The organism is Streptomyces sp. NPDC107765 (assembly GCF_055657085.1).
Map to the genome: position 1 here is coordinate 1 of NZ_JBVKBL010000031.1, position 22,052 is coordinate 22,052.

A 22,052-nucleotide genomic window follows, 5' to 3' on the forward strand; every position below is an offset into this window, starting at 1 on the left:
CCGTTTACCGGTCCGAATTCGTTTCCGATTCCCCGTCGGAGGGGGTTTTGCCGCGCCTTTCGGCGTGTTCACTACGTTAGCGGAATTCCTCGTCGTCGCATAATCGCGCCGCGGTCCGAATTTCGGCATGCCGAAATTGTTCCCGGTGAGGGGCCGTGCAGTAGTGGTGTGCCGCGAGGCGGCGGGATGGTTGTCCGGGGCCGGTCGGCTCCGTGGCAACTCGGAGAACCCTACACGAGCGGGTGAGGTGCTTCAAACCCGTGCCGGGCACGGATTTGCGCGGTACTTTGGGCCGCATGACTGCGCATGCGCTCGTACAGCAGTGGTGGCCCGCCTGACGGCGGCCGACCACAGCGCATGCATGACCACGGCCGCCGCCTCGGCGGCCGTTCGCGTTTCTGCTTCTCGTAGCCGGCCGGCGAGATCGGCGGTCTCGATGCGCACCCCGGGAGCTCCGGGAGTGCGGGAATCGGGAGAGATGACGGATGACTGAACTGGTGCGGGAGCAGGCCGGCGGGGCCGGGGGCGCCCTGGTGCCGGGGCACGGCGGTCGCGTGCGGGTGTTCAGCGGGGTGCAGCCGACGGGGCATCTGACGCTGGGGAACTACCTCGGGGCGGTGCGGCGGTGGGTGACGGAAGAGCAGCACCGGGCGGACGCGCTGTTCTGCGTGGTGGATCTGCCCGCGCTGACCGTGGAACACGATCCGGCGCGGGTGCGGCGCCTGAGCCGGCAGGCCGCGTCGCTGCTGCTGGCCGCGGGGCTGGATCCGGAGCGGTGCACGGTCTTCGTGCAGAGCCATGTCGACGAGCATCTGCGGCTGGCGTACCTGATGGAGTGCACCGCCACCGACGGGGAAATGCGGCGCATGATCCAGTACAAGGAGAAGGCGGCGCGGGAGCAGGCGCGCGGCGGCAGTGTGCGGCTGTCGCTGCTGACGTATCCGGCGCTGATGGCGGCGGACATCCTCGCGTACGGGACGGACGAGGTGCCGGTCGGGGACGACCAGACCCAGCATGTGCAACTGACTCGGGACCTCGCGGTGCGGTTCAACCAGCGGTACGGGGCGACGTTCGTCGTACCGAAGGCGACGCGTCCGCGGGTGGCCGCGCGGGTGATGGATCTGCAGGATCCGACGTCGAAGATGGGCAAGTCGCACGTCCGGACGGCGGGGACCGTCTTTCTGCTGGACGAGCCCGACGCCGTGCGGAAGAAGGTGATGCGGGCGGTGACCGACGACGGCGACGATGTCGTCTACGAGCGGGAGGCGCGGCCGGGGATCGCGAACCTGCTGGATGTACTGGCGGCCTGTACGGACGGGGACCCTGAGCGGCTGGCCGAGGGCTACGCGTCGTACGGCGCCCTGAAGAAGGACGTGGCGGACGCGGTGGTGGAAACCCTGCGGCCGGTACGCGAACGCCATGCGGAACTGGCGGCGAACCCGGCGTACGTCGACGAAATCCTACGAACCGGGGCCGAACGGGCCCGCGACTTGGCGAAACCACGGGTGGACGCGGCTTATCGGGCCATGGGGGTGGGCGTTTAGGGGCGTAGGGCCAGCGGGCGTAGCTGCATAGGCATTCGGGGGCTCGCCCATGGGGGCGGGCCCCCGTAGGAGCGTGCCCGTGTTTCGTAGGGGGCGTACCGAGGTGCGGGTGCGCCCCATGAAGAGGCACGCCCCTCCGAAGACGTACGGCCACGCTCACACCGGGCCAACGCTCACAAACGGCCTCGTAGGGGCACGCCGAGTGGACGCACAGCCGGGTCGAGGCTGCGGGGGGGGGAGGGGGCAGACGTACGGGGGCTTCGGGTCAGCCGTTGCCGGTGGCCAGTTCGCGGCTGCGGTCGCGGGCGGCTTCGAGGGCGGCGATGAGGGCGGCGCGGACGCCGTGGTTCTCCAGTTCGCGGATGGCGTTGATGGTGGTGCCGGCCGGCGAGGTGACGTTCTCGCGGAGTTTGACCGGGTGTTCGCCGCTGTCGCGGAGCATCACGGCGGCGCCGATCGCGGCCTGGACGATGAGGTCGTGGGCCTTGTCGCGGGGCAGACCGAGCAGGATGCCAGCGTCTGTCATGGCCTCGACGAGGAAGTAGAAGTACGCGGGGCCCGAGCCGGAAAGGGCGGTCGCGGCGTCCTGCTGGCTCTCGGGGACGCGGAGGGTCTTGCCGACGGTGGAGAAGATCTCCTCGGCGAGGGTGAGGTGGGCGGCGGTGGCGTGGGTGCCGGCGGAGATGACGGACATCGCCTCGTCGACGAGGGCCGGGGTATTCGTCATGACCCGGACGACCGGGGTGCCGGTGGCCAGGCGCTCCTCGAAGTACGAGGTGGGGATGCCGGCTGCGCCGCTGATGACCAGGCGGTCGGTGGGGACGTGCGGGGCCAGCTCGCGGAGCAGGGTGCCCATGTCCTGGGGCTTGACGGTGAGGATCAGGGTGTCGGCGTACTTGGCGGCCTCGGCGTTGCTGACCGCTTCGACGCCGTAACGGTCGTGCAGTTGGGCGGCGCGCTCCTGGCGGCGGGCGGTGACCAGCAGGTCGGAGGGGGCCCAGCCGCCGCGGATCATTCCGCTGAGGAGGGCTTCGCCGATCTTTCCGGTGCCGAGGACTGCGACCTTCTGGGTCATGGTGCCGGTTCGCCTTTCCGCTGCGCTGTGCCGGTGCTGCTTCTACGGGTGCGTGTGGTGGCGGGGGGTGGCAGCTGCGCCTTCGTCCGCCGACCGCCTCCACCATGTGCCTGCTGTCGTCATCCTCGCACCGCGGGTTGGCCACTGGCGGCGCGTTCCGCTGGGTGGACCACGGCACGGCTTGCGCCTGGCATCGCGTACCGAGGCAGAGGCGCGGGGGTGGGAGGGGCCGGGTCATGTGGGCGGGGCGTTGGGCGGGGCACACGTCGCGGGCGCACGTCGGCGGTGGGGTGGCGGGGGTGACGGGGCTTTCGCAGGGTGCCGGGGCGGGCCGGGGGCGGGCCGGCGGTCGGGGACGGTCCACGGTCGGTGGCGGTGAGGCGGGCGGTCGGGGGCTGGGGTGGTTGGTGGGGCTGGGGACGTAGCGGAGTGGGTTGGAGTGGTGCGTCTTCGGTTGGGTGTGGCTGCGGGGTGCCTGTGGGCCGGCGCCGCTGCCTCCTTATTCCGGCAACGATTACGGAGAGTGATTAGTTCCTGTTGAGAGTAGCAGAGAGTGAGAGGGGTGGGGCGTGGGGCGGAGCGGAGGGAGTTGGGCGGGCATTTCGGGTTGAGCGGCGGGAGTTGGGCGGGCGTTCCGGGGCTGGGGTTCTGGGGTCGGGGTTTATAGGGGTCGGGGTTCATAGGGGGCGGTTGCGGGTTGTTGCGGGGTGCGGCGGGGTTGGCGTGGGAGGGGGCTGGCGTCGGGGGATGGCGTGGCGGGTGGAAGTGGGGTGGGGGGTGGCGCGTGGGGGTGGGTTGGGTGCGCCGGCGGGCGCTGGAGTGAACGGAACCATTCCGTCCTGTTGGATAACCCCGCGTTTACAGGGTGGTTACCTGCGGAGCGGCGGCTCGGCGGCTGAGGCTCGACACAATGGGGTGACCTGTCCAGCCGCGCCGGAAGGGGCGACGATGGCGAAGATCCGGGTCGGCGGCCTCGGCCGGCTCCTGTTGATCGCCGTGGTCGTTGTGGTGGGCCTCGTCGTGGGGTTCGTGCCGGCGCTGTCCTTGGCTCCCTCCGTTGGCGCGGGTGTATACGGGGTGGGTGGGCGGTGGGGTTCGGTTTCGGTCGCGCCGGCCGGGTACGTCGACCCGCGCGTGGTCGGGTACGGCGATCTTGAGGTGGTCGGGTACGGCGTCGGGGGGTCAGAGCGCGCGGCTGGGCGTGAGGCTGGGCGCTTGGGCGAGGCGGGGCTGTCGGCGGCTGAGGGGCCGGTGGTCGGGGATGGTTTCGCGGACCCGCACGCTGCCCAGCAGGGGTGTCCGGCGCGGCGGGGTGGGCGGTCCACCGGTTCGTTGTGCGCTCCGGTGCCGTCGGGGAACGTTGTGTCGACCGCCGCGCCCGTACGGACCGTTGAGGGCCGGCCGGCGATCAGCGCGCCGCTGACGGGGCGTCAGGCAGTGCCGTTGTCGAGGTCGGGTGAACTGCCGGTCCACCATCTCGTTTTCCGCTGCTGAGAACTGTGAGCTGAGAGCTGCCCCAGGGCCCTCCCCCGGCCCGCGCATCCGACGGAATCCAGCCGTCATCGCTCCGCACCCTTCATGGCGCCTGCCGCGCGGTTCGCGCGTGGCGGTGCGGACCCGTACGCGCTCGTGTGCGGCCTCGTGCCCGTGCCCGGCCGTGCTGGTTCGTGCCTGCCGTGTGTGTCCGCGTTCCGGGTCGCCGCATTCCGATTCGCTGGAGGCATCTCATGCGTAGGTTCCGAGTCCGTCGCGGCCGTTCCGTCCAGCCGTCCATACCGTCACCGTCCCGGCCCGTACCGCCCCGGCCCGTACCGTCCCGGCCGGACGCAGCGTCTCCGAAGGACGCATCGTCCACGAAGGACGCATCGTCCCTGCAGGACATGTCGTCCCCGAAGCACGCATCGTCCCCGCAGGGCAGGTCGGCCCGGCGGGAGGCGGAAAAGTTCCGTCGGGACGTCGTGCCGTCCCGTGAGGGGCGGGAAGTACGTGAAGGCCGTGCGGCTCGCTCCGTCCCTTCGGGGCGTCGCGGCCGTCCGCGTCACGTCCGTGCCGATGTCACCGCCTCGGTCGTGGTGTTCCTGGTTGCCGTGCCGCTGTGTGTCGGGGTGGCCGTGGCGTCCGGGGTGCCGGCCGAGTTGGGGCTGGTCACCGGGATCGTCGGCGGGTTGCTCACCGGGTTGCTGCCGGGGAGCAGTCTGCAGGTCAGCGGGCCGGCCGCCGGGCTGACCGTGCTGGTCTACGAGGCCGTGCAGGAGTACGGGCTCGGTGCGCTGGGCGTTCTGGTGCTGAGCGCCGGGGTGCTGCAGCTGGTGATGGGGGCGCTGCGGCTGGGGCGGTGGTTCCGGGCGATCTCGGTCGCGGTCGTCCAGGGGATGCTGGCGGGCATCGGGCTGGTGCTGATCGCCGGGCAGGTGTACGCGCTGGTGGACGCGAAGGCACCGGGCAACGGGCCGGCGAATCTGGGTGGGTTGCCGGACCTCGCGGTGGACACCATCGGGTCCGACCCGGCGTTGCTGGCGCTGGCGGTCGGGGCGTCGGCGCTGGCGGTGCTGGTGCTGTGGCCGAAGTGGCGGCGGGCGGCGCGGGTGCTGCCCGCGCCGCTGGTCGCGGTGGCGCTGGCCACCGTCGCCGTGGCGGTGCTGGATCTGCCGGTGGCGCGGGTCGAGGTTTCGGGGCTGCTGGAAGTGGTCCAGCCGCCGGGTGGGGCGGATGTCGCCCGGCTGCTGGAGGCCGGTGCGGTGGCCGGGGTGCTGGGCACGGTGTTCGCCTTCGCGCTGATCGCTTCGGCGGAATCGCTGTTCAGCGCGGCGGCGGTGGACCGGCTGCACGACGGGCCGAAGACCGATTACGACAAGGAGCTGATGGCCCAGGGCGCCGGCAACACGGTGTGCGGTCTGCTCGGGGCGCTGCCGATGACCGCGGTGATCGTGCGCAGCGCGGCCAATGTGCAGGCGGGGGCGCGGACCAAGGCGTCGCGGGTGCTGCACGGTGTGTGGCTGCTGGTGTTCGCGGCGGCGTTCCCGGCCGCGCTGGGCGTCGTACCGATCGCGGCACTCGCGGCCGTCCTGGTGCACGCGGGCTGGAAGTTGCTGCCGGTGAAGACGTGGCGGCCGCTGTGGCGGGAGCACCGGGGTGAGGCCGTGGTGCTGGCGGCGACGGCGGTGGCGATCGTGGCCACCAACATGTTTGAGGGGGTGCTGCTCGGGCTGCTGCTGGCCGTCGCCAAGTCGGCGTGGGAGACCTCGCAGGTGCACCTGGAGGTGACCGGTCTGGAGGGCAGCGGGGCGATCCGGGTTCGGGCCGTGGGTCATGCGACGTTCCTGCGGCTGCCGAAGCTGCTCGACCAGCTGGAGGCGCTGCCCCGGGACCGGGAGATCGAGCTGGATCTGTCCGGGCTGCGCCATCTCGACCATGCGTGTGCGGCGGCGCTCGGCAACTGGGAGGAGCAGCGCCGTGGACCGGACGGGACGGCGCGGCGGACCACGCCGTCCGTGGCGCCGTAGGCCGGAGGCCCGTAGGCCGTAGGCCGTAGGTCTGTGGGTTGTCAGTGCGGAAGCCGGGGGCTGCGCGGAAGCCCGTGGGCCGTAAGCCCGGGGCCCGGGACCCGGGAGACCTACGGGCCTGCGGCCCCAGGCCCGTAGGCCCGTAACCCCCGGTGGTCGTTATCGCCGGCCGCGGGGCTTACGGCGTCGAACGGGCCTTACAACAACAGAGCGGCGTTACGGCGGAAATGACCGTAGGGTCAAAGGGCTGGTGACCGCTAACCCCTAGGAGCGCTGTGAACCGCCGGCCCCTTCGTCGCTGCGGGGCGACCGCTGCCCTGTCCGTCGCCCTGCTGCTGTCCTCCTGCACCGGTGCCGCCCTGAGCGCCACCGGGACGGCGGGCAGCGGCAGGGTGGGCGACCCGCTCTTCCCGGCGCTCGGGAACGGCGGTTACGACGTACGGCATTACGGCCTCGACCTGGACTACGACGTCAAGCGGAAGCATCTGGACGCGACGGCGGACATCACCGCCCGGGCCACCCAGGACCTGCGCTCCTTCAAGCTGGACCTGGAGGGGCTGCGGGTGTCGGCGGTACGCGTCGACGGCAAGGACGCGTCGTTCTCCCGCAAGGGCCACAAGATCACGGTGCGGCCGCCGGTGGGGATCGCGAAGGGCACGCAGTTCCGTACCACCGTCGAGTACGCGGGCACCCCGCAGGAACTGAAGGACCCGGACGGGTCGACGGAGGGGTGGGTCACGACGTCCGACGGGGCGTTCGTGTCGGGGGAGCCGGCCGGGGCGATGACGTGGTTCCCCGGCAACAACCACCCGGGGGACAAGGCCACCTACGACTTCCGGATCACCGTTCCGCGGCGCTATACGGCCGTCGCCAACGGGGAGCTGCGGTCGGAGAAGGCGTCCAAGGGGAAGGCCACGTTCACCTGGCACAACCCGGAGCCGATGGCCAGCTATCTGGCGACCGCCACCATCGGCACGTTCGACGTCCACACCTCCCGCACGCCCGGCGGGCTGCCGCTGTACGTCGCGGTGGACCCGGCGGAGGCCGCGGCGAGCCGGGAGCCGCTGGCCCGGCTGCCGGAGATCATCAAGTGGGAGAGCGGGCTGTTCGGGAAGTACCCGTTCTCCTCGGCGGGCGCGATCGTCGACCACACGCCGCCGCGGATCGACTGGTACGCGCTGGAGTCCCAGACCAAACCGGTCTACGCCGGGGCGCCGGACACCGTGACCGTCGTGCACGAGATGGCGCACCAGTGGTTCGGTGATGCGGTGACGCCGAAGACCTGGCAGGACACCTGGCTCAACGAGGGTTTCGCGACCTACACCGAGTGGCTGTGGGACGAGCACGAGGGCGGCAAGACGCCCCAGCAGCAGTTCGACGCGCTCTACAAGGACGATCCGCACAACGAGCGCTGGGACTTCCCGCCGGGCCGGCCGGGCGCCGCGAAGAACGTCACCGGCACGGCCGTCTACGAGCGCGGCGCGATGCTGCTCCAGCAACTCCGCAAGGCCGTGGGTGACGAGACGTTCTTCCGGATCCTGAAGGAGTGGCCGGCCAAGTACCGCTACTCCAACGCCGGTTCGAAGGATTTCATCGCCTTCTGCCAGGCGCGCACGGACGTGGACCTGAAGCCCCTCTTCGACGCCTGGCTGTACGGGAAGGGGAAGCCGGAACGGGTGTTCTGAGGGCGCCGGTCCGAGCTACCTGACATTCGGGATCAGGCGGGCCGCGGCCGGGTGGCGGGCCATGAGGGTGAGGAAGCGGCGGGTGGAGCGGACGACCTGTTCCTTGACGTGGGCGGCCGGGCGGCCGGTCAGGACCGTTTCGCGTGGGGTGTCGTCGGCGCGTACGGACTGGATCAGGCCGTCGTGCCGGCCCAGGCTCACGCACTGCACGAAGTAGGAGAACGACAGCGGGCGGGGCTCCGTGCCGCGGAGTTCGGCGATGATGCCGGCGGCCGCGTGGGCGCCGGTCGGCAGGGCGGTGGCGCAGGCCATGCGGAGGGTGCCGGCCCGCGGGGACCGGGCCTCGGCCGCGTCGCCGGCGACGTAGACGTCCGGATGGCTGACCGAGCGCAGTGCGGCGTCGACCCGGATGCGGCCGGTTGCCGGGTCGGTGTCGAGGCCCGCGGCCCGGGCGAGGTCCCCGGTGGCCCGCAGGGCGGCCGTCCACACCACGGCGTCCTCGTCCAGGTCGTCCGCGTCGGCGACGTGCCGGCCTTCGGTGACGGGTACCCGCAGCCGGGCGAGGACGGTCCGTACGTGGGAGCGGCCGCGGGCCGACAGTCCCGGGCCGAGTTCGCCGCCGGTGAGCAGCCGGACCTGCCACTCGGGGTGGGCCTCGGCGAGTTCGGCGGCCATCTCGATGCCGGTGAGGCCGCCGCCGACCACCGCCAGTGCGCCGGGCCCGGTCAGCAGCCGCTGATGGAGGGCGGTGGCGGTCTCGGCGGTGAAGGACCGCTGCCCGGCGCCGCGCGGGTCGGTGTGGCTGCCGAGGGCGTAGACCAGGCGGTCGTAGAGGAGGCTGCGGCCGCGGTCGGTGTGCACGGCGCGGGCGTCGGGGTCGAGGGCGGTGGCCCGGGCGGCGAGGTGCTCGACGCCGGTGCCGCGCAGCAACTCGGCCCGGGAATGGGCTATTTCGGGCCGTCCGGCGGCGACTTCGTGCAGCCGTACCCGTTCGGTGAGCCGGTCGCCGGGGTCGACCAGCGTCACCTGTGCGTGCGGGGCGAGCCGCAGCGCGGCCATCATGCCCGCGTAGCCGCCGCCGAGGACGACGACCCTGCCGCCTGCGGCCTTGCGGGCGCGGGGGCGTGCGGCGCGGGGCCGGTGGTCCGCGTTCCTCGTGGTGTCCTTGCTCGGGGTGTCCTTGCTCGGGGTGTCCTTGCTCGCTTCCGGCACGTGCGGCTCCTCTCTCGCTCCGTTCACCCGCCCGGTCCGCCGCCCGGCCCGTCCGCCGGGTCGACGGCCGGGTCGACGGCGCCGGGCCGACGGCCTGCCCGGGGGCCTGCCCATGGGGACGTGCCCTTCGGGTCTGCCCGTTCGGGGCCCGCTCTTCGGGTCCGCTCTTCGGGAGCCCGCCCTTAAGGACGGCGTGGCGGGGCCGGGTGTGACATCAAGGACGGCGTGGCCGGGCCGGGTGTGACATCGGTGGGCGGAGGGCGACGGTGAGGTCGAGGGCGTACGCCTCCTCGACCTCACCGTCTGGGAAGACGTCCAGCAGGGCGGCCCGTTCGGCCGCCAGGACGGGGGCGGCGGCCGTGGGGCCGAGGGCAGCGAAGTACGAGCGACTGCCGAGCATGGCGAGGTGGGTGTCGAGGGGAACCCGTCGGGTCCAGTGCAGCACGCGGCATTCCGGGTGCAGGCCCAGGCCGAGGCCGCGGAGCAGGCCGGGGGCCTCCGGCGCGATCGGGTGGGCGTGGTAGCCGGGGAGCCGGCGGGCGAGCCTGGCCTCCTGTTCGGCGGCCCAGGCGACGTCCGGGTCGGGGACGTTCCACCACAGCGCGAGCGCGCCCCCGGGCCGCAGCACGCGCAGCGCCTCCGGAACGGAGCGCGCCGGGTCGGTCCAGTGCCAGGCCTGGGCGTAGCCGACGAGGTCGAAGCCCGCGTCGTCGGGGAACGGGAGCGCCTCACCGACGCCGCGGACGAGCGGGACGTCCGGATGGGCGGCGTGCAGTTCGGCGGCCATGGCGGCGCCCGGCTCCACGGCGGTCACCTGCGCGCCGCGCGCCGTGAGCAGGTCGGTCGCGATGCCCGTTCCCGCCCCGACGTCGAGCACCCGCGCCCCGGCCAGCGGCCGTCCGGCCAGTTCCTCGATCGCGGCGAAGAGAGCCGGTGGATAGCCGGGCCGGGCGGACGCGTACTGCCCGGCCACGGCGTCGAAGGAGCGGGCGAGGCTGCCCGGGGGCGGCGGCTGCACGGGCGGGTGCGGGGTGCCGGTCATACGGGTCCTACGCGTCATACGCGTCATACGCGTCATACGCGTCATACGCGTCATGCTGCCGCGTGATCGCCCGCCGCGCCGCCGCTTCGCAAGAACCGGCAGCCGAACGCCGGCAGCCACGATCGGGACGACACAAACAGGTAGCTGCTCACAGGCAGCCACCGACACCCAGCCACCATCGGGAGCCGCAGGAGCCGCAGGAGCTGGTGCGCGCCGTCGGAGCGGGAGCCGCGAGCTGCAGGAGGCCGAAAAAACCATACCGGGTTCACTTTCAGGCTCGGTCTGGCTATAGTCCCACCATGGCCGGATTGCGGGAGCGGAAGAAGGCGCAGACGCGGCAGCGGATCGCGGCGGTCGCCTGGCGATTGTTCGCGGAGCGCGGGTTCGAGGCGGTGACGGTCAACGAGATCGCGGAGGCCGCCGAGGTCGCCAAGGCGACGTTGTTCGCGTACTTCCCGACGAAGGAGTCGCTGGCGCTCCAGGGGGTCGGGGACGACGACCTGGCGGGGATCGTCACCCGGCGGCCGGCCGGGCAGTCCCCGCTGGAGGCGCTCCGGGCGCACTTCCGGGCGTTGGCGGCCGGGCCGATGACCGGGCTCGACCCCGAGGTGCTGGTCTCCCGGATCCGAGTGATCTTCGACAGCCCCGCACTCAGCACCGCCGCCAACGCCTTGCTCTATCAGCAGCGGCAGCAGCTAGCCGAGGCCCTCAAGGGGGAGGCTGCCGTGGCGGCCAGGGAGGAAGGCGGGGACCGGGACGCCGGGGACCGGGACACCCGGGACCGGGACGCCGGGAACCGGGATGCTGGGGGGCGGGGGGAGATGATCGCCGTCCTGATGGCGGCCCAGATCAGCGCGTCGCTGGTCACGCTCCAGGAGGCGTTCTTCCGCCGGCTGGCCGACGGCACCTCGCTGGACGACGCCCGCCAACGACTCGCCCAGGACGTCGAGTTGGCGTTCTCCCTGCTGGCGGACGGCCTTGAGACGCACACGGCAAACACGGCACAGCAAGCGCACACGGCGTAGCGAGCGCGTAGGCGTGGCGTAGAGGCGCATACGCGGCCTCAAGGCGTAGACAGCGCACACAACGCACCATGACCCGAGGGGACACCGAACAGATCATGCGCGCACGGGGAATCAACTACGACACCGGGTTCCTTCCCGGCGAGGACTTTTCGCGGAAGAGCTTCGTCGAGGAGGCCGTCCGCAAGGACATGGCGGTCATCGCCCGGGACCTGCACTGCGACGCGGTGCGGATATCGGGCGGCGATCCGGAGCGGCTGAGCGTGGCCGCCCGCTGCGCGGCGGAGGCCGGACTTGAGGTGTGGTTCGCGCCGTTCCCGGTGGATCTGGGGCCGGCGGAGCTGCGGACGTTCTTCGCGGACTGCGCGGACCGCGCCGAGGCCGTACGGGCCGGCGGGGCGGAGGTGGTGTTCGTCGCCGGCTGCGAGATCAGCGCGTTCTGCTCGGGCTTCATCCCTGGCGAGAAGTACGGCGACCGGCTGGACGCCATGGTGAGCGGGGACCGGGACTGGTGGATGTCGCTGGGGCCGGTGCAGGAGCGGCTCAACGGCTTCCTCGCCGAGGTCGCGGAGCTGGTGCGGGGCCGCTTCGGCGGGCGGATCACCTACGCCTCGGGCCCCTGGGAGAAGGTCGACTGGCGGCCGTTCGACCTCGTGGGCGTGGACGCGTACCGGGCGGCGTACAACGCGGGGCGGTTCCGCGAGGAGGTGCGCGAGCACTTCGCGCACGGCAAGCCGGTCGCGGTGACCGAATTCGGCACCTGCGCCTACCGGGGCGCGGGCGAGCGGGGCGGGCTGGCCTGGCAGCCGCCGGCGGGTGCGGTACCGGACGAGGGCGAGCAGGTGCGCTACTTCGGCGAACTGCTGGACGTCTTCGAGGAGGAGGGCGTCGACACCGCCCTGTGGTTCACCTTCGCCGCGTTCAACACCCGTAAGGGCGCCGACCTCACGTCGTACGGCGTGGTGACGATGCTCGACGAGACGCGCTGGGAGCCGCGAGAGGTGTTCGCGGCGATGGGGGCTCGGTACGGGAGGGCATGAGCGGCCGGGTGGGGGGACGGCTGAGCGGCCCGGGACGGGAAGCGGTGGGTGCTGCTGCTGAGCAGGTGCCGCTTGGGGGCTCCCTTAGGGGGCGGGCGAACGATCCCTTAGGGGACGGGCGCGCCCCTTGCAGGCCACAACGCGGGCCGACTGAAGGGTATTCCGGGCCGCCGGCAGGGCGGGACGTATTCCGAGCATGGGCCCACCCCGAGCAGGGGTTCACCCCGAGGAGGGCCTGCCGCGCGAGGGACTCACCCCGAGCAGGTGCCCACCACGCACAGGGCCTTACCCCGAGGAGGTGCTTACCCCGAGCAGGGAACGTGTCGCGAGCAGGGGACGTACGACGAGCCGGGCGTCTTCCGTGGGCGCCCCCTCGTCACCCTTTGCGGGTGGTCATGGCCGCCCCGGGCGCATGGTCCCTCGTCCGGGCCCGGTCGAGGGACCATGCGCCCAGGCCCACCAGTACGGCCGCCGCGGTCCCGTACACAGGCAGCCACAGGGTCGTGGTGGCTGACAGGCAGTCGGCAACGGCGATATGGCTCTGGGCTGCCTGCGCGTGAGCCAGGGCGGTGCCGTCGCGACCGGCCAGGTGCGCGAGTGCGGCCTCCGCCCGGATGGCCTCGTACCTGCCCAGCGCAGGACACGCGGCCCGCGTGCCCGGCATCGGAAACAGCCACGACCAGCGCTGCAGCATCGGGGCCAGGGTGATCGCCACGCACAGGCCGACGACCAGCGCATACGCCACCAGGTTCCGTAGGTACGCGGATCCGGGCGTCCGTGTCGGCAGTCGCTGGAAGGAGAAGATCACCGCGAGGAGGGTCACGCCGATGTAGGTGGCGAACCATTGCCAGGACCCCTGCGCGAGTGCGGCCGTGAGCACGGCGGCGAGCGCGATGCCGATGACCCCCGGCTGACCGGGCGTGTCGCGGCTCGTGCCGACCGAGGCCGTTTGCCGGGCTTCTTGAAGGCCGAAGTGGTCGCCCATGGTCTCTCCCGCGTGGCTCGGAGGCCCTCAGCATCCGGGCACACCACGCCCCGCCACGGCGCCATGCCGGGCCGGCCGGCAAGCCCCGCCCGGTTGGCGGGGCTTACGGACCGGACGCAACCTCAGTGGCGGTTCTTGGGCCGCTTCGGGCTCTGGGGCTTTCGGGCTGCCGGGTTGCCCGTACGGGTGCCGCGGCGGCGTTCGTGGCGCTCGCGGGCCGCGGCGTACTCGGCGCGGTGCAGCCGCTCCCCCGGGGCCTCGACGAGGCTGCGGCAGAAGTACGCCAGCAGCGACCCGATGAAGCCGATGAGCATCAGGCTCTGCCCCGACGTGTCGGCCGCGCCCGCCGCCGGCGCGCCGGGGCGGCGTACGAAGCCGTCCCAGGTGCGGCGGAAGGCCAGCGCGCTGCAGATGGCGAAGCCGGCCACCACCAGGATGCCGACGAACGGGCCGACCGCGGCGATCTCCAGCCCCTGGAACGCGAAGCGCAGCACGACGGCCCCGGCCGCGGCGAGCGCCAGCGAGCCCACCGCGACGCCGGCCCGGCGCAGCGCGTAGCCGCCGTCGTGGTGGACCCAGGTGGTGCCGAAGAAACGGATCGGCTCCGGCTGCGGGCCGTCACTCTCCGGCCCGCCGGCGTCCGCACGGCCGGGGTGCGGCGTCTGCTCGTCGCTCATGGCACCGATTATCCCCGCGCCCTCATCCCAGGACGCGGGGCCCGCTCAGCGCAGGCGGCACGCACACCCCACGACGCTCAGCCCTTACAACGCCCGCGCCCCCCTGCCACCGGACGCCACCCGCCACCCGCCACCCAGCCCTCACCCCATGCAGCGCGGCGCGACCATGCCGTCGCTGCCGGTGTGGACGTACGTGTCGGAGATGTACTGGCCGGGGCCGATGCTGTCCCAGATGTCCGAGGTGCCGTACGGGCCACTGACCCGCTCCCCGTGCCGCTGGCAGCGGATCTCGATCCGTGCGCCCTCCGCCAGCCGCCGGACGACCGGGTAGTCGGTGCCGGGGCCCTTGCGGACCTTGACGCGGTAGCCGGGCGCGACCGGATAGCTGAGTCCCCCGGCTGCGGCGAGCACCTGGCCGTCGTCGACCGGCTCAGCGGATTCGGATTCCTGCGTCGTCGTCATGTCGATTCCCCCGTTGACGATTCTCCGGCCGGCGGTGCCGGGCCGTTGGTACCACGCCCAGCGGTGCCGGACGGGTTATGTGACGCCCAGCGGTACCGGGCTGGTTCTGTGACGCCCGGCGATACCGGACGGGATGCGTGACACCCAGCGGTGCCGGACGGGTTATGTGACGCCCAGCGGTGCCGAACCGGTTCTATGAGCCCGGCGATACCGGGCTGGTTCTGTGACGCCCAGCGATACCGGGCCGGTTGTGCCACGCGCACGCTAGCAAGCCTCAGCGCTTTCGCACGTGCCATCGACTAGGCTCCGCGCGTCGCACCTGCGACCGATTGGCACGGGGAATGACACGGGGGTGGAACCATGCCAGCGCTGCGCGATTCCGGCATCGGCCCGGAAGCGGAGCGTCCGGAATACGCCGGGAAATACCGGCTGGAAGCGCGGCTCGGGGCCGGCGGTATGGGCGTGGTCCATCTGGCCCGCTCCTCCTCCGGACTGTTGCTCGCGGTCAAGGTCATCCATGCGGAATTCGCCCAGGACCCGGAGTTCCGGGGGCGGTTCCGGCAGGAGGTGGCGGCCGCCCGCCGGGTCAGCGGGGCCTTCACGGCCCCCGTCGTGGACGCCGACCCGGACGCCGGACGCCCCTGGATGGCCACCCTCCACATTCCCGGCCCGACGCTTTCCGAGCATGTGAAGCGGAACGGCCCGCTGACCCCCGGGGAGGTGCGTCGGCTGGCCGCCGGGCTCGCCGAGGCGCTGCGCGACATCCACCGCGCCGGGGTCGTACACCGCGATCTGAAGCCGGGGAACGTGCTGCTCGCCGCGGACGGGCCGAAAGTCATCGACTTCGGCATCTCGCGCCCGTCCGACAGCGATATGCGCACCGAGACGGGCAAGTTGATCGGTACGCCGCCGTTCATGGCGCCCGAGCAGTTCCAGCGGCCGCGCGAGGTCGGCCCGGCGGCGGACGTCTTCGCGCTGGGCTCGGTGCTGGTGCACGCCGCCACCGGGCGCGGCCCGTTCGACTCGGAGAGCCCGTACATCGTCGCGTACCAGGTGGTGCACGACGACGCCGATCTCGCGGGCGTACCGCGGGAGTTGGTGCCGCTGATCGAGAGCTGCCTGGCGAAGGACCCGGCGGACCGGCCGACGCCGGACGCCCTGATGGAGCTGCTGCAGACCGACGCACCCGAGGACGACCCGGTGCCGGGCGCAGTGGCCGGTGCGGTGCCGGGCGCGCTGCCGGGATCGACGGCGGGCGCGCCGCCCGGGGAGACCGGGGCGGCCGGGCAGGCCGGGACGCGGGGTGCGCCGCCCTCGGGTGCGCCGTTGCTGTCGCCGCAGTCCCCCGGCCCGATGCCGGATCCGGGCGTGAACCTTCCGGACCCGGGCCCGGACCCGGGTCCGGGTGCGGGTGCAGGTCTGAACCGTCCGGTTCCGAACGGTCCGGTGCCGAACAGTCCCGTGCCGAACGGTCCGGTTCCGAGCGGTCCGGTTCCGAGCGGTCCGGGCCCGCGCATTCCCGAGCAGCGCATTCCCGAGCAGCGCGGCGGGGCGGTACGGGCCGCGGGCGGCCCCTCGCGGGCGGAGATCACGCACGTACGGGCCGCCGCCCCCGTACCCCCAGCGGTACCGGAGGCGCCCGCACCAACGGGAAGCACCGCACCACCGGACTCACCAGTTCCGCCCCGGCCGCCGGACGGCGCCCACCGGCAGGACGGACCGGATTCCGGCCGCCCCCAGCGTCGCGCCCCGCTCACCGCCGTGGCCGTCGCCGTGACCGTGGCCGTCGCCGCCGTCTTCACCGGCATCCGGCTGCTGGCCCCCGGCTCCGGCGAGGACCCCGCGCTCCAGACCCACCCGCCCCGCACCGCCACCGGCGACGCCCGCCCCTGGCGTACCACGCTCACCCCGCGCCCCCCGGGCCACGACGCCGAGATGGCGTACTGCACCGGCGGTTCCGGCGCCGTCTTCTGCGGCCAGTCCGGGCTCCCCGCCGCCCGGCTCGACCCCGACACCGGCCGCGTGGCCTGGCGGCACACCGGCGCCCCCGCCGGCAAACAGGCCCCGACCCCGACCGCGCCCGTGCTCTCCGGCGGGCTGCTCTACGTCTTCTCCGCCGACGGCAAACGGCTCTCGGCCCTCGACCCCTCCCCCCGCGGCCGGGGCGCCACCCGCTGGAGCAAGGACGTCTCCGGTTACGAGGGCGGAGCCGCCGTCCTCGGCGACCGCGTGCTGCTGACCGCCTCGGACGGCACGGTCACCGCGCTGGACAGCGCCACCCACCGGCAGCGCTGGCGCAAGCGCTTCGCCGGCCACGAACTGCCGCTGTTCACGGCGTTCGCCGGGGCGCCGCGCACCGCGTACGCCGCCGAGCCCACCGCCGACGGCACCCACTCCCAGGTCACCGCCATCGACCCGGCCACCGGCACGGTCCGCTGGACGCGCCGGCTGCCCGGCCTCCTCACCCCGGCCGGACCGACGGGAATCGGGGGGCCCGATGGGTCCAAGGGGCCCAGGGCGCTGTTCCTCACCGTCACCGACCCCAAGCTGTCGTACCGCACCACCGCCGTCCTCCGGTACGACCCCGCCACCGGCCACACCCGCACGCTCCCGGTGACCGGCTCACCCGACCAGGTCTCCGCCGTCGTGCACGGCGAAACGGTGTATCTCCTGGGCGAGGGCGGTGCGTTGCAGGCCACCGGGGCACACCACTGGTACACCGAGACGTCGGTGAGCCGGGGGTCGGTGCCGGTGGTGAGCGGCGGCCGGCTGTTCTTCAGCGCGGCCGACGGCCGGCTGATCGCCGTCGACACCGCCAACGGCGGCGTCATCGGCCAGACCCGGCCACGGCTGTCCGGCACCCGCAGCAACGGCTACCTGGAGACGGTCCCCGCCCCCTGGACCGACGCCCACCGCGGCCGGATCTACGCGGCGGCCCCCGACGGCACGGTGTTCTCCGCCCCGCTGAAGGACCCGTCCACCTGGTAGGGCCGCACGGTCCGCAACGGCGTGTCGATGAACATCGGCCCGCTCATGGCGTCATAGGCGTACGGACTCCGGTGCCGCGGCAGCGGCACGCGACGCGGGGACGGCTGCCCGGAGGAACGCCCGGTCGGACCGTTCACCGCCCCGCCGCCTTCCTCAACGCCGCGATCAGCTTGAACGTCGTCTCCAGATTGCACCGCCCCAACTCGATCAGCGGACGCGGGTGTTGGTAGCTGTACGACACCGGGTCGACGCTCAGCGACGGCAGCACGATCCCGGTCCGCGCCAGCGTCCTCATCAATTCGTCGCACGCCGCTTCCGCCGCCGCGTTCGCCGTGATCCGTTCCGCGGTCATCCTGACCAACCAGCCCTTCTGTCGTTCGCCTGCCCGGAACCCCGGAGGCCGACTACTGTGCGTATTCCAACCGTCACCAGGATGCATGCGGAGAAGGGCGCGAATACCCCTTGCGGGGCGTACTTCGCCGCGCTGAGACGTACGTTCCACACCTTCCACGGAGGAGGTCGCCATGCCGCCGAGACGAGCGGTCACCGGCCGCAGCCAGGAGCCGCGCCAACGCTTCGTGGAGGAGCTGCGATTACTCCGCTCCCGCAAGGGCGACAGCCTCCGCCAGCTCGGCGAGACGCTGGGCTGGGACTGGTCCCTCTTCGGCAAGATGGAGGGCGGCCAGACCCTCGGCAGCCCCGAGGTCGTCCAGGCCCTGGACCAGCACTACGGGACACCGGGACTGCTGCTGACGCTGTGGGAGTTGGCGGCGGGCGACCCTACGCAATTCCGCGAGCGGTACCGGCGGTACATGACGCTGGAGGCGGAGGCGGTGAGCTTGTGGCACTTCGGTGTCAGCGTCTTCCCTGGCATGCTGCAGACGGAAGGCTACGCGCGCGAAGTGCTTGCGGTGGGTGGCTCCAAGGGCGACGACCTGACCCGGCAAGTGGAAGCGCGCATAGGGCGCCGCGAGTTGCTGAGGGGCGACGAGGCGCCACCGTTCCGGACGATCCTCTCCGAGGCGGTATTGCGCGCGTCATTGCGGGATCCGACGGAATGGCGAAAGCAGCTGGAGCATCTTGCCGAGGCGGCGGCGGCTCCGAACGTCACGCTCCAGGTGCTGCCTGACATCTCTGGTCCGCACGGCCTCGTGAGTACCGACGTCATGTTCCTCCGCCTCCCCGACGGCCGAACCGTGGCTTACACGGAGAACGCCCATCGTGGTGAACTCATCGAGGAAACCGGGACGGTTGAGCGATTGCAACGCGCGTACGATGCGGTGCGCGACCTGGCGCTGAGCCCGGCCGAATCGCGGAAGTTCGTCATGCGGATGTTGGAGGAAGTGCCGTGCGAGCCATCGACCTGAGCACCGTCACCTGGCGCAAGTCCAGCTACAGCAACCCCGACGGCGGCCAGTGCATCGAGATCGCCGACGACATCCCGACCCTCGTCCCCGTCCGCGACAGCAAGGACCCGCACGGGCCCGCCCTCGTCTTCCAGGCGGCCGCGTGGACCTCGTTCGTGGACGCCGTCAAGGGCGGGGAGTTGTCCAACGTCTGACACAGGGACAGCGAAACGTGAAGGAGCCCCCACCCAGGTGGGGGCTCCTTCGCGTCCGATGCCGGCGGGCCTCAGCCCAGCAGGCTCACGTCCCGGACCGCGCCCTTGTCCGCGCTGGTGGCCATCGCGGCGTAGGCGCGCAGGGCCGCGGAGACCTTGCGTTCGCGGTTCTTGGGGGCGTAGACGCCGCCGAGGGCCTCGCGGCGCGCCGCCAGTTCCTCGTCACCGACCAGCAGCTCGATCGTGCGGTTCGGGATGTCGATGCGGATCCGGTCGCCGTCCTCGACGAGGGCGATCGTGCCGCCGCCGGCCGCCTCGGGGGAGGCGTGGCCGATGGACAGGCCGGACGTGCCGCCGGAGAAGCGGCCGTCGGTGATCAGCGCGCAGGTCTTGCCCAGGCCCCGGCCCTTCAGGTACGAGGTCGGGTAGAGCATCTCCTGCATGCCGGGGCCGCCCTTGGGGCCCTCGTAGCGGATGACGACCACGTCGCCGTCCTTGACCTGCTTGTTCAGGATCTTCTCGACGGCCTGTTCCTGCGATTCGCAGACGACCGCCGGGCCCTCGAAGGTCCAGATGGACTCGTCGACGCCGGCCGTCTTCACGACGCAGCCGTCGACGGCCAGGTTGCCCTTGAGGACGGCGAGGCCGCCGTCCTTGGAGTAGGCGTGCTCGGCCGAGCGGATGCAGCCGCCCTCGGCGTCCTCGTCCAGCGCCTCCCAGCGCTTGGACTGGGAGAAGGCTTCCGCGGACCTCTCGCACCCCGGCGCCGCGTGCCACAGCTCGACGGCCTCCGCGGAGGGCGAACCGCCGCGCACGTCCCAGGTCTTGAGCCAGTCGGCGAGCGACGGGCTGTGGACGGAATTCACGTCCTCGTTGAGGAGGCCGGCGCGGTGCAGCTCGCCGAGCAGGGCCGGGATGCCGCCGGCGCGGTGCACGTCCTCCATGTAGTACGTGCGGTCCTTGGCGACGTTGGGCGCGACCTTCGCCAGGCAGGGGACCCGGCGGGAGACGGCGTCGATCGCTTCGAGGCCGAAGGGGACGCCCGCCTCCTGGGCGGCGGCGAGCAGGTGCAGGATCGTGTTGGTCGAGCCGCCCATGGCGATGTCCAGGGCCATGGCGTTCTCGAACGCGTCGAAGGTGGCGATGTTGCGCGGCAGGACCGACTCGTCGCCGCCCTCGTAGTAGCGCTGGGTGAGCTCGACGACCGTACGACCGGCCTTCTCGTACAGCGCCTTGCGGGCGGTGTGCGTGGCCAGCACCGAGCCGTTGCCCGGCAGGGAGAGGCCGATGGCCTCGGTCAGGCAGTTCATCGAGTTGGCGGTGAACATGCCGGAACAGGAACCGCAGGTCGGGCAGGCGTTTTCCTCGATGCGGAGGATGTCCGCGTCGGAGATCTTGTCGTTCACCGCGTCCGAGATCGCGTCGACCAGGTCGAGGGTGCGGACCGTGCCGTCGACGAGGGTGGCGCGGCCGGACTCCATCGGGCCGCCGGAGACGAAGACGGTCGGGATGTTGAGCCGCAGTGCGGCGTTCAGCATGCCCGGGGTGATCTTGTCGCAGTTGGAGATGCAGATCAGCGCGTCGGCGCAGTGCGCCTCGACCATGTACTCCACGCTGTCCGCGATCAGGTCGCGGGAAGGCAGGGAGTACAGCATGCCGCCGTGGCCCATGGCGATGCCGTCGTCGACGGCGATGGTGTTGAACTCGCGCGGGATGCCGCCGGCCGCCTTGACCGCCTCGCTGACGATCCGGCCGACCGGCTGGAGGTGGGTGTGGCCCGGCACGAACTCGGTGAAGGAGTTCGCCACGGCGATGATCGGCTTGCGGCCGATGTCCGCGCCCGCTACGCCCGAGGCGCGCATAAGGGCGCGGGCGCCCGCCATGTTGCGGCCGTGGGTAACGGTGCGGGACCTCAGCTCGGGCACGATGGTCACTCCCTCGGGATACGTACGTTCAGCCGTACAGCAGCGGCATACCGCAGCTGATCCCGAGGTTACGCTCTTGATCCAAGATCCGGACACTGACTCCGGTATGTGAGACGGGTGACCGGAGTACGGACGGGTCCCCGGGGCGGGCCGGCTGCGGCACCTTGGTCGGCCACCTCGCCGCGCTCAGGACCCCGTGGTCGGCTACTTCGCCCCGGTCAGGACCCCGGCACCCAGGTCGGCGACGCCAGGTGGAGCCGCGTGAAGGCCAGCGCCTCGGCCAGGTCGGCTTCGCGTTCGGCGGCGGACATCGCCCGGCGGGTGTTGACCTCGACGACCACGTGGCCGGAGAAGTTGGTCGCGGCCAGCCGCTCCAGCACCTCGGCACAGGGCTGGCTGCCGCGGCCCGGTACGAGGTGCTCGTCCTTGGCTGAGCCGTTGCCGTCGGCGAGGTGCACGTGCGCCAGCCGGTCGCCCATCCGCTCCACCATGTCCAGCGCGTCGCTGCGGGCCGTCGCGGTGTGCGACAGGTCGACGGTGAAGTGCCGGTAGTCGTCGTTGGTGGGGTCCCAGTCCGGGGCGTACGCCAGCATCTCGCGGTCCCGGTAGCGCCACGGGTACATGTTCTCGACGGCGAACCGCACGTCCGTCTCGTTGGCCATCCGCCACACCCCGCGGACGAAATCCCGGGCGTAGCTGCGCTGCCAGCGGAACGGCGGGTGCACGACCACGGTGGAGGCGCCGAGCTTCTCGGCGGCGTTGCGGGCGCGCTGCAGCTTGACCCACGGGTCGGTCGACCAGACCCGCTGGGTGATCAGCAGACAGGGCGCGTGCACGGCCAGGACCGGCACACCGTGGTAGTCGGAGAGCCGGCGCAGCGCCTCTATGTCCTGGCTGACCGGGTCGGTCCACACCATGACCTCGACGCCGTCGTAGCCCAGGCGCGCGGCGATCTCGAAGGCCGTCGCCGTCGACTCCGGATACACCGAGGCCGTGGACAGCGCGACCTTCGCATCCGGGATGCGCACCACAGGCTCTGTCACGAGGGACAGCGTACGGGCCGGAGCTGTGCACAGGTCGGGAGGCCCGGGCCCCTCGCGTTTGCCGTTGTGGCTTGTGGGGCGGGGGGTACGCAGGTGACGGGGCTGATCGACGGCGTGACGAGTCTCACGCGCGTGTCTTCGCCTGCGCCCACGGCCCGGGGCGGTCCGGCAACCGCCGCAGCCGCCCTACGCACCACCCCGCCGGCCCGACCGGACCCGAGGGGACTCCCCTCTACGGCCGGCAGGTGCTCCAAACGCCCTCAGGTGGCCCGGACACTACGGCAGGTG

General features: G+C 72.3%; 18 protein-coding genes. 9 read left to right on the forward strand and 9 right to left on the reverse strand.

Features of this window, described 5'->3' with window-relative positions; translation table 11 throughout:
* Window positions 1-485 precede the first annotated feature (485 nt).
* Window positions 486-1,544, forward strand: a complete 1,059-nt coding sequence (trpS, locus tag ACZ7MX_RS39450; RefSeq protein WP_472139525.1) for a tryptophan--tRNA ligase — start codon at window positions 486-488, stop codon at window positions 1,542-1,544.
* 265 nt (window positions 1,545-1,809) lie between these two features.
* Here trpS and proC read toward each other — a convergent pair whose 3' ends face one another.
* Window positions 1,810-2,619 carry a pyrroline-5-carboxylate reductase gene (gene proC / locus ACZ7MX_RS39455; RefSeq protein ID WP_472139526.1) on the reverse strand — a complete coding sequence of 270 codons (810 nt, stop codon included), beginning with the start codon at window positions 2,617-2,619 and terminating at the stop codon, window positions 1,810-1,812.
* A 948-nt stretch (window positions 2,620-3,567) separates the two neighbouring features.
* On the opposite strand from proC, the gene ACZ7MX_RS39460 reads away from it, so the two are divergent.
* The 3 genes from ACZ7MX_RS39460 (at window position 3,568) to ACZ7MX_RS39470 (ending at window position 7,807) form a co-directional block, all read left to right on the forward strand.
* On the forward strand, window positions 3,568-4,113 hold the full coding sequence (locus ACZ7MX_RS39460) for a hypothetical protein (RefSeq protein ID WP_472139527.1): 546 nt from the start codon (window positions 3,568-3,570) through the stop codon (window positions 4,111-4,113).
* Between the two features lie 386 nt (window positions 4,114-4,499).
* On the forward strand, window positions 4,500-6,122 hold the full coding sequence (locus ACZ7MX_RS39465) for a SulP family inorganic anion transporter (protein WP_472139528.1): 1,623 nt from the start codon (window positions 4,500-4,502) through the stop codon (window positions 6,120-6,122).
* A 275-nt stretch (window positions 6,123-6,397) separates the two neighbouring features.
* Window positions 6,398-7,807 (forward strand): M1 family metallopeptidase, encoded by a 1,410-nt coding sequence (locus tag ACZ7MX_RS39470; protein ID WP_472139530.1) that lies wholly within the window; start codon window positions 6,398-6,400, stop codon window positions 7,805-7,807.
* 15 nt (window positions 7,808-7,822) lie between these two features.
* Here the strand turns inward: ACZ7MX_RS39470 and ACZ7MX_RS39475 are convergent, their stop codons facing one another.
* Both ACZ7MX_RS39475 and ACZ7MX_RS39480 read right to left on the reverse strand, forming a co-directional pair.
* The gene (locus ACZ7MX_RS39475) at window positions 7,823-9,019 is read right to left on the reverse strand and encodes an NAD(P)/FAD-dependent oxidoreductase (RefSeq protein ID WP_472139532.1); all 1,197 of its coding nucleotides are present in this window, start codon (window positions 9,017-9,019) and stop codon (window positions 7,823-7,825) included.
* 214 nt (window positions 9,020-9,233) lie between these two features.
* Window positions 9,234-10,061 carry a class I SAM-dependent methyltransferase gene (locus ACZ7MX_RS39480; RefSeq protein ID WP_472139534.1) on the reverse strand — a complete coding sequence of 276 codons (828 nt, stop codon included), beginning with the start codon at window positions 10,059-10,061 and terminating at the stop codon, window positions 9,234-9,236.
* A gap of 299 nt (window positions 10,062-10,360) precedes the next feature.
* On the opposite strand from ACZ7MX_RS39480, the gene ACZ7MX_RS39485 reads away from it, so the two are divergent.
* Both ACZ7MX_RS39485 and ACZ7MX_RS39490 read left to right on the forward strand, forming a co-directional pair.
* Entirely contained in the window at window positions 10,361-11,086 is a 726-nt protein-coding gene (locus ACZ7MX_RS39485; protein WP_472139536.1) for a TetR/AcrR family transcriptional regulator, read from the forward strand.
* Between the two features lie 95 nt (window positions 11,087-11,181).
* A complete protein-coding gene (locus ACZ7MX_RS39490) occupies window positions 11,182-12,123 on the forward strand; it encodes a hypothetical protein (protein ID WP_472139557.1) in 942 nt (313 codons plus the stop codon).
* Between the two features lie 376 nt (window positions 12,124-12,499).
* On the opposite strand, the gene ACZ7MX_RS39495 is transcribed toward ACZ7MX_RS39490, so the two are convergent.
* The 3 genes from ACZ7MX_RS39495 to ACZ7MX_RS39505 form a co-directional block, all read right to left on the reverse strand.
* A complete protein-coding gene (locus ACZ7MX_RS39495) occupies window positions 12,500-13,108 on the reverse strand; it encodes a hypothetical protein (RefSeq protein WP_472139537.1) in 609 nt (202 codons plus the stop codon).
* A gap of 122 nt (window positions 13,109-13,230) precedes the next feature.
* Window positions 13,231-13,785 carry a hypothetical protein gene (locus ACZ7MX_RS39500; RefSeq protein ID WP_472139539.1) on the reverse strand — a complete coding sequence of 185 codons (555 nt, stop codon included), beginning with the start codon at window positions 13,783-13,785 and terminating at the stop codon, window positions 13,231-13,233.
* Window positions 13,786-13,926: 141 nt separating this feature from the next.
* Window positions 13,927-14,247 carry an SH3 domain-containing protein gene (locus ACZ7MX_RS39505; protein WP_051823611.1) on the reverse strand — a complete coding sequence of 107 codons (321 nt, stop codon included), beginning with the start codon at window positions 14,245-14,247 and terminating at the stop codon, window positions 13,927-13,929.
* Window positions 14,248-14,607: 360 nt separating this feature from the next.
* Here ACZ7MX_RS39505 and ACZ7MX_RS39510 point away from each other — a divergent pair, with 360 nt between their 5' ends.
* Complete coding sequence (locus ACZ7MX_RS39510; RefSeq protein WP_472139541.1) at window positions 14,608-17,235, forward strand: serine/threonine-protein kinase; 2,628 nt, start codon at window positions 14,608-14,610, stop codon at window positions 17,233-17,235.
* A gap of 133 nt (window positions 17,236-17,368) precedes the next feature.
* Here the strand turns inward: ACZ7MX_RS39510 and ACZ7MX_RS39515 are convergent, their stop codons facing one another.
* Window positions 17,369-17,587 (reverse strand): hypothetical protein, encoded by a 219-nt coding sequence (locus ACZ7MX_RS39515; protein WP_362147464.1) that lies wholly within the window; start codon window positions 17,585-17,587, stop codon window positions 17,369-17,371.
* A gap of 172 nt (window positions 17,588-17,759) precedes the next feature.
* Here ACZ7MX_RS39515 and ACZ7MX_RS39520 point away from each other — a divergent pair, with 172 nt between their 5' ends.
* Window positions 17,760-18,602 carry a helix-turn-helix domain-containing protein gene (locus tag ACZ7MX_RS39520; protein WP_472139543.1) on the forward strand — a complete coding sequence of 281 codons (843 nt, stop codon included), beginning with the start codon at window positions 17,760-17,762 and terminating at the stop codon, window positions 18,600-18,602.
* A complete protein-coding gene (locus ACZ7MX_RS39525) occupies window positions 18,584-18,796 on the forward strand; it encodes a DUF397 domain-containing protein (RefSeq protein ID WP_472139545.1) in 213 nt (70 codons plus the stop codon). The genes ACZ7MX_RS39520 and ACZ7MX_RS39525 overlap by 19 nt, the downstream gene beginning before the upstream one ends.
* Window positions 18,797-18,867: 71 nt before the next feature.
* Here ACZ7MX_RS39525 and ilvD read toward each other — a convergent pair whose 3' ends face one another.
* Together ilvD and ACZ7MX_RS39535 are read right to left on the reverse strand one after the other, a co-directional pair.
* Entirely contained in the window at window positions 18,868-20,721 is a 1,854-nt protein-coding gene (gene ilvD, locus ACZ7MX_RS39530; protein WP_393572646.1) for a dihydroxy-acid dehydratase, read from the reverse strand.
* 218 nt (window positions 20,722-20,939) lie between these two features.
* On the reverse strand, window positions 20,940-21,764 hold the full coding sequence (locus tag ACZ7MX_RS39535) for a sugar phosphate isomerase/epimerase family protein (protein WP_472139547.1): 825 nt from the start codon (window positions 21,762-21,764) through the stop codon (window positions 20,940-20,942).
* Between the last annotated feature and the right edge of the window lie 288 nt (window positions 21,765-22,052).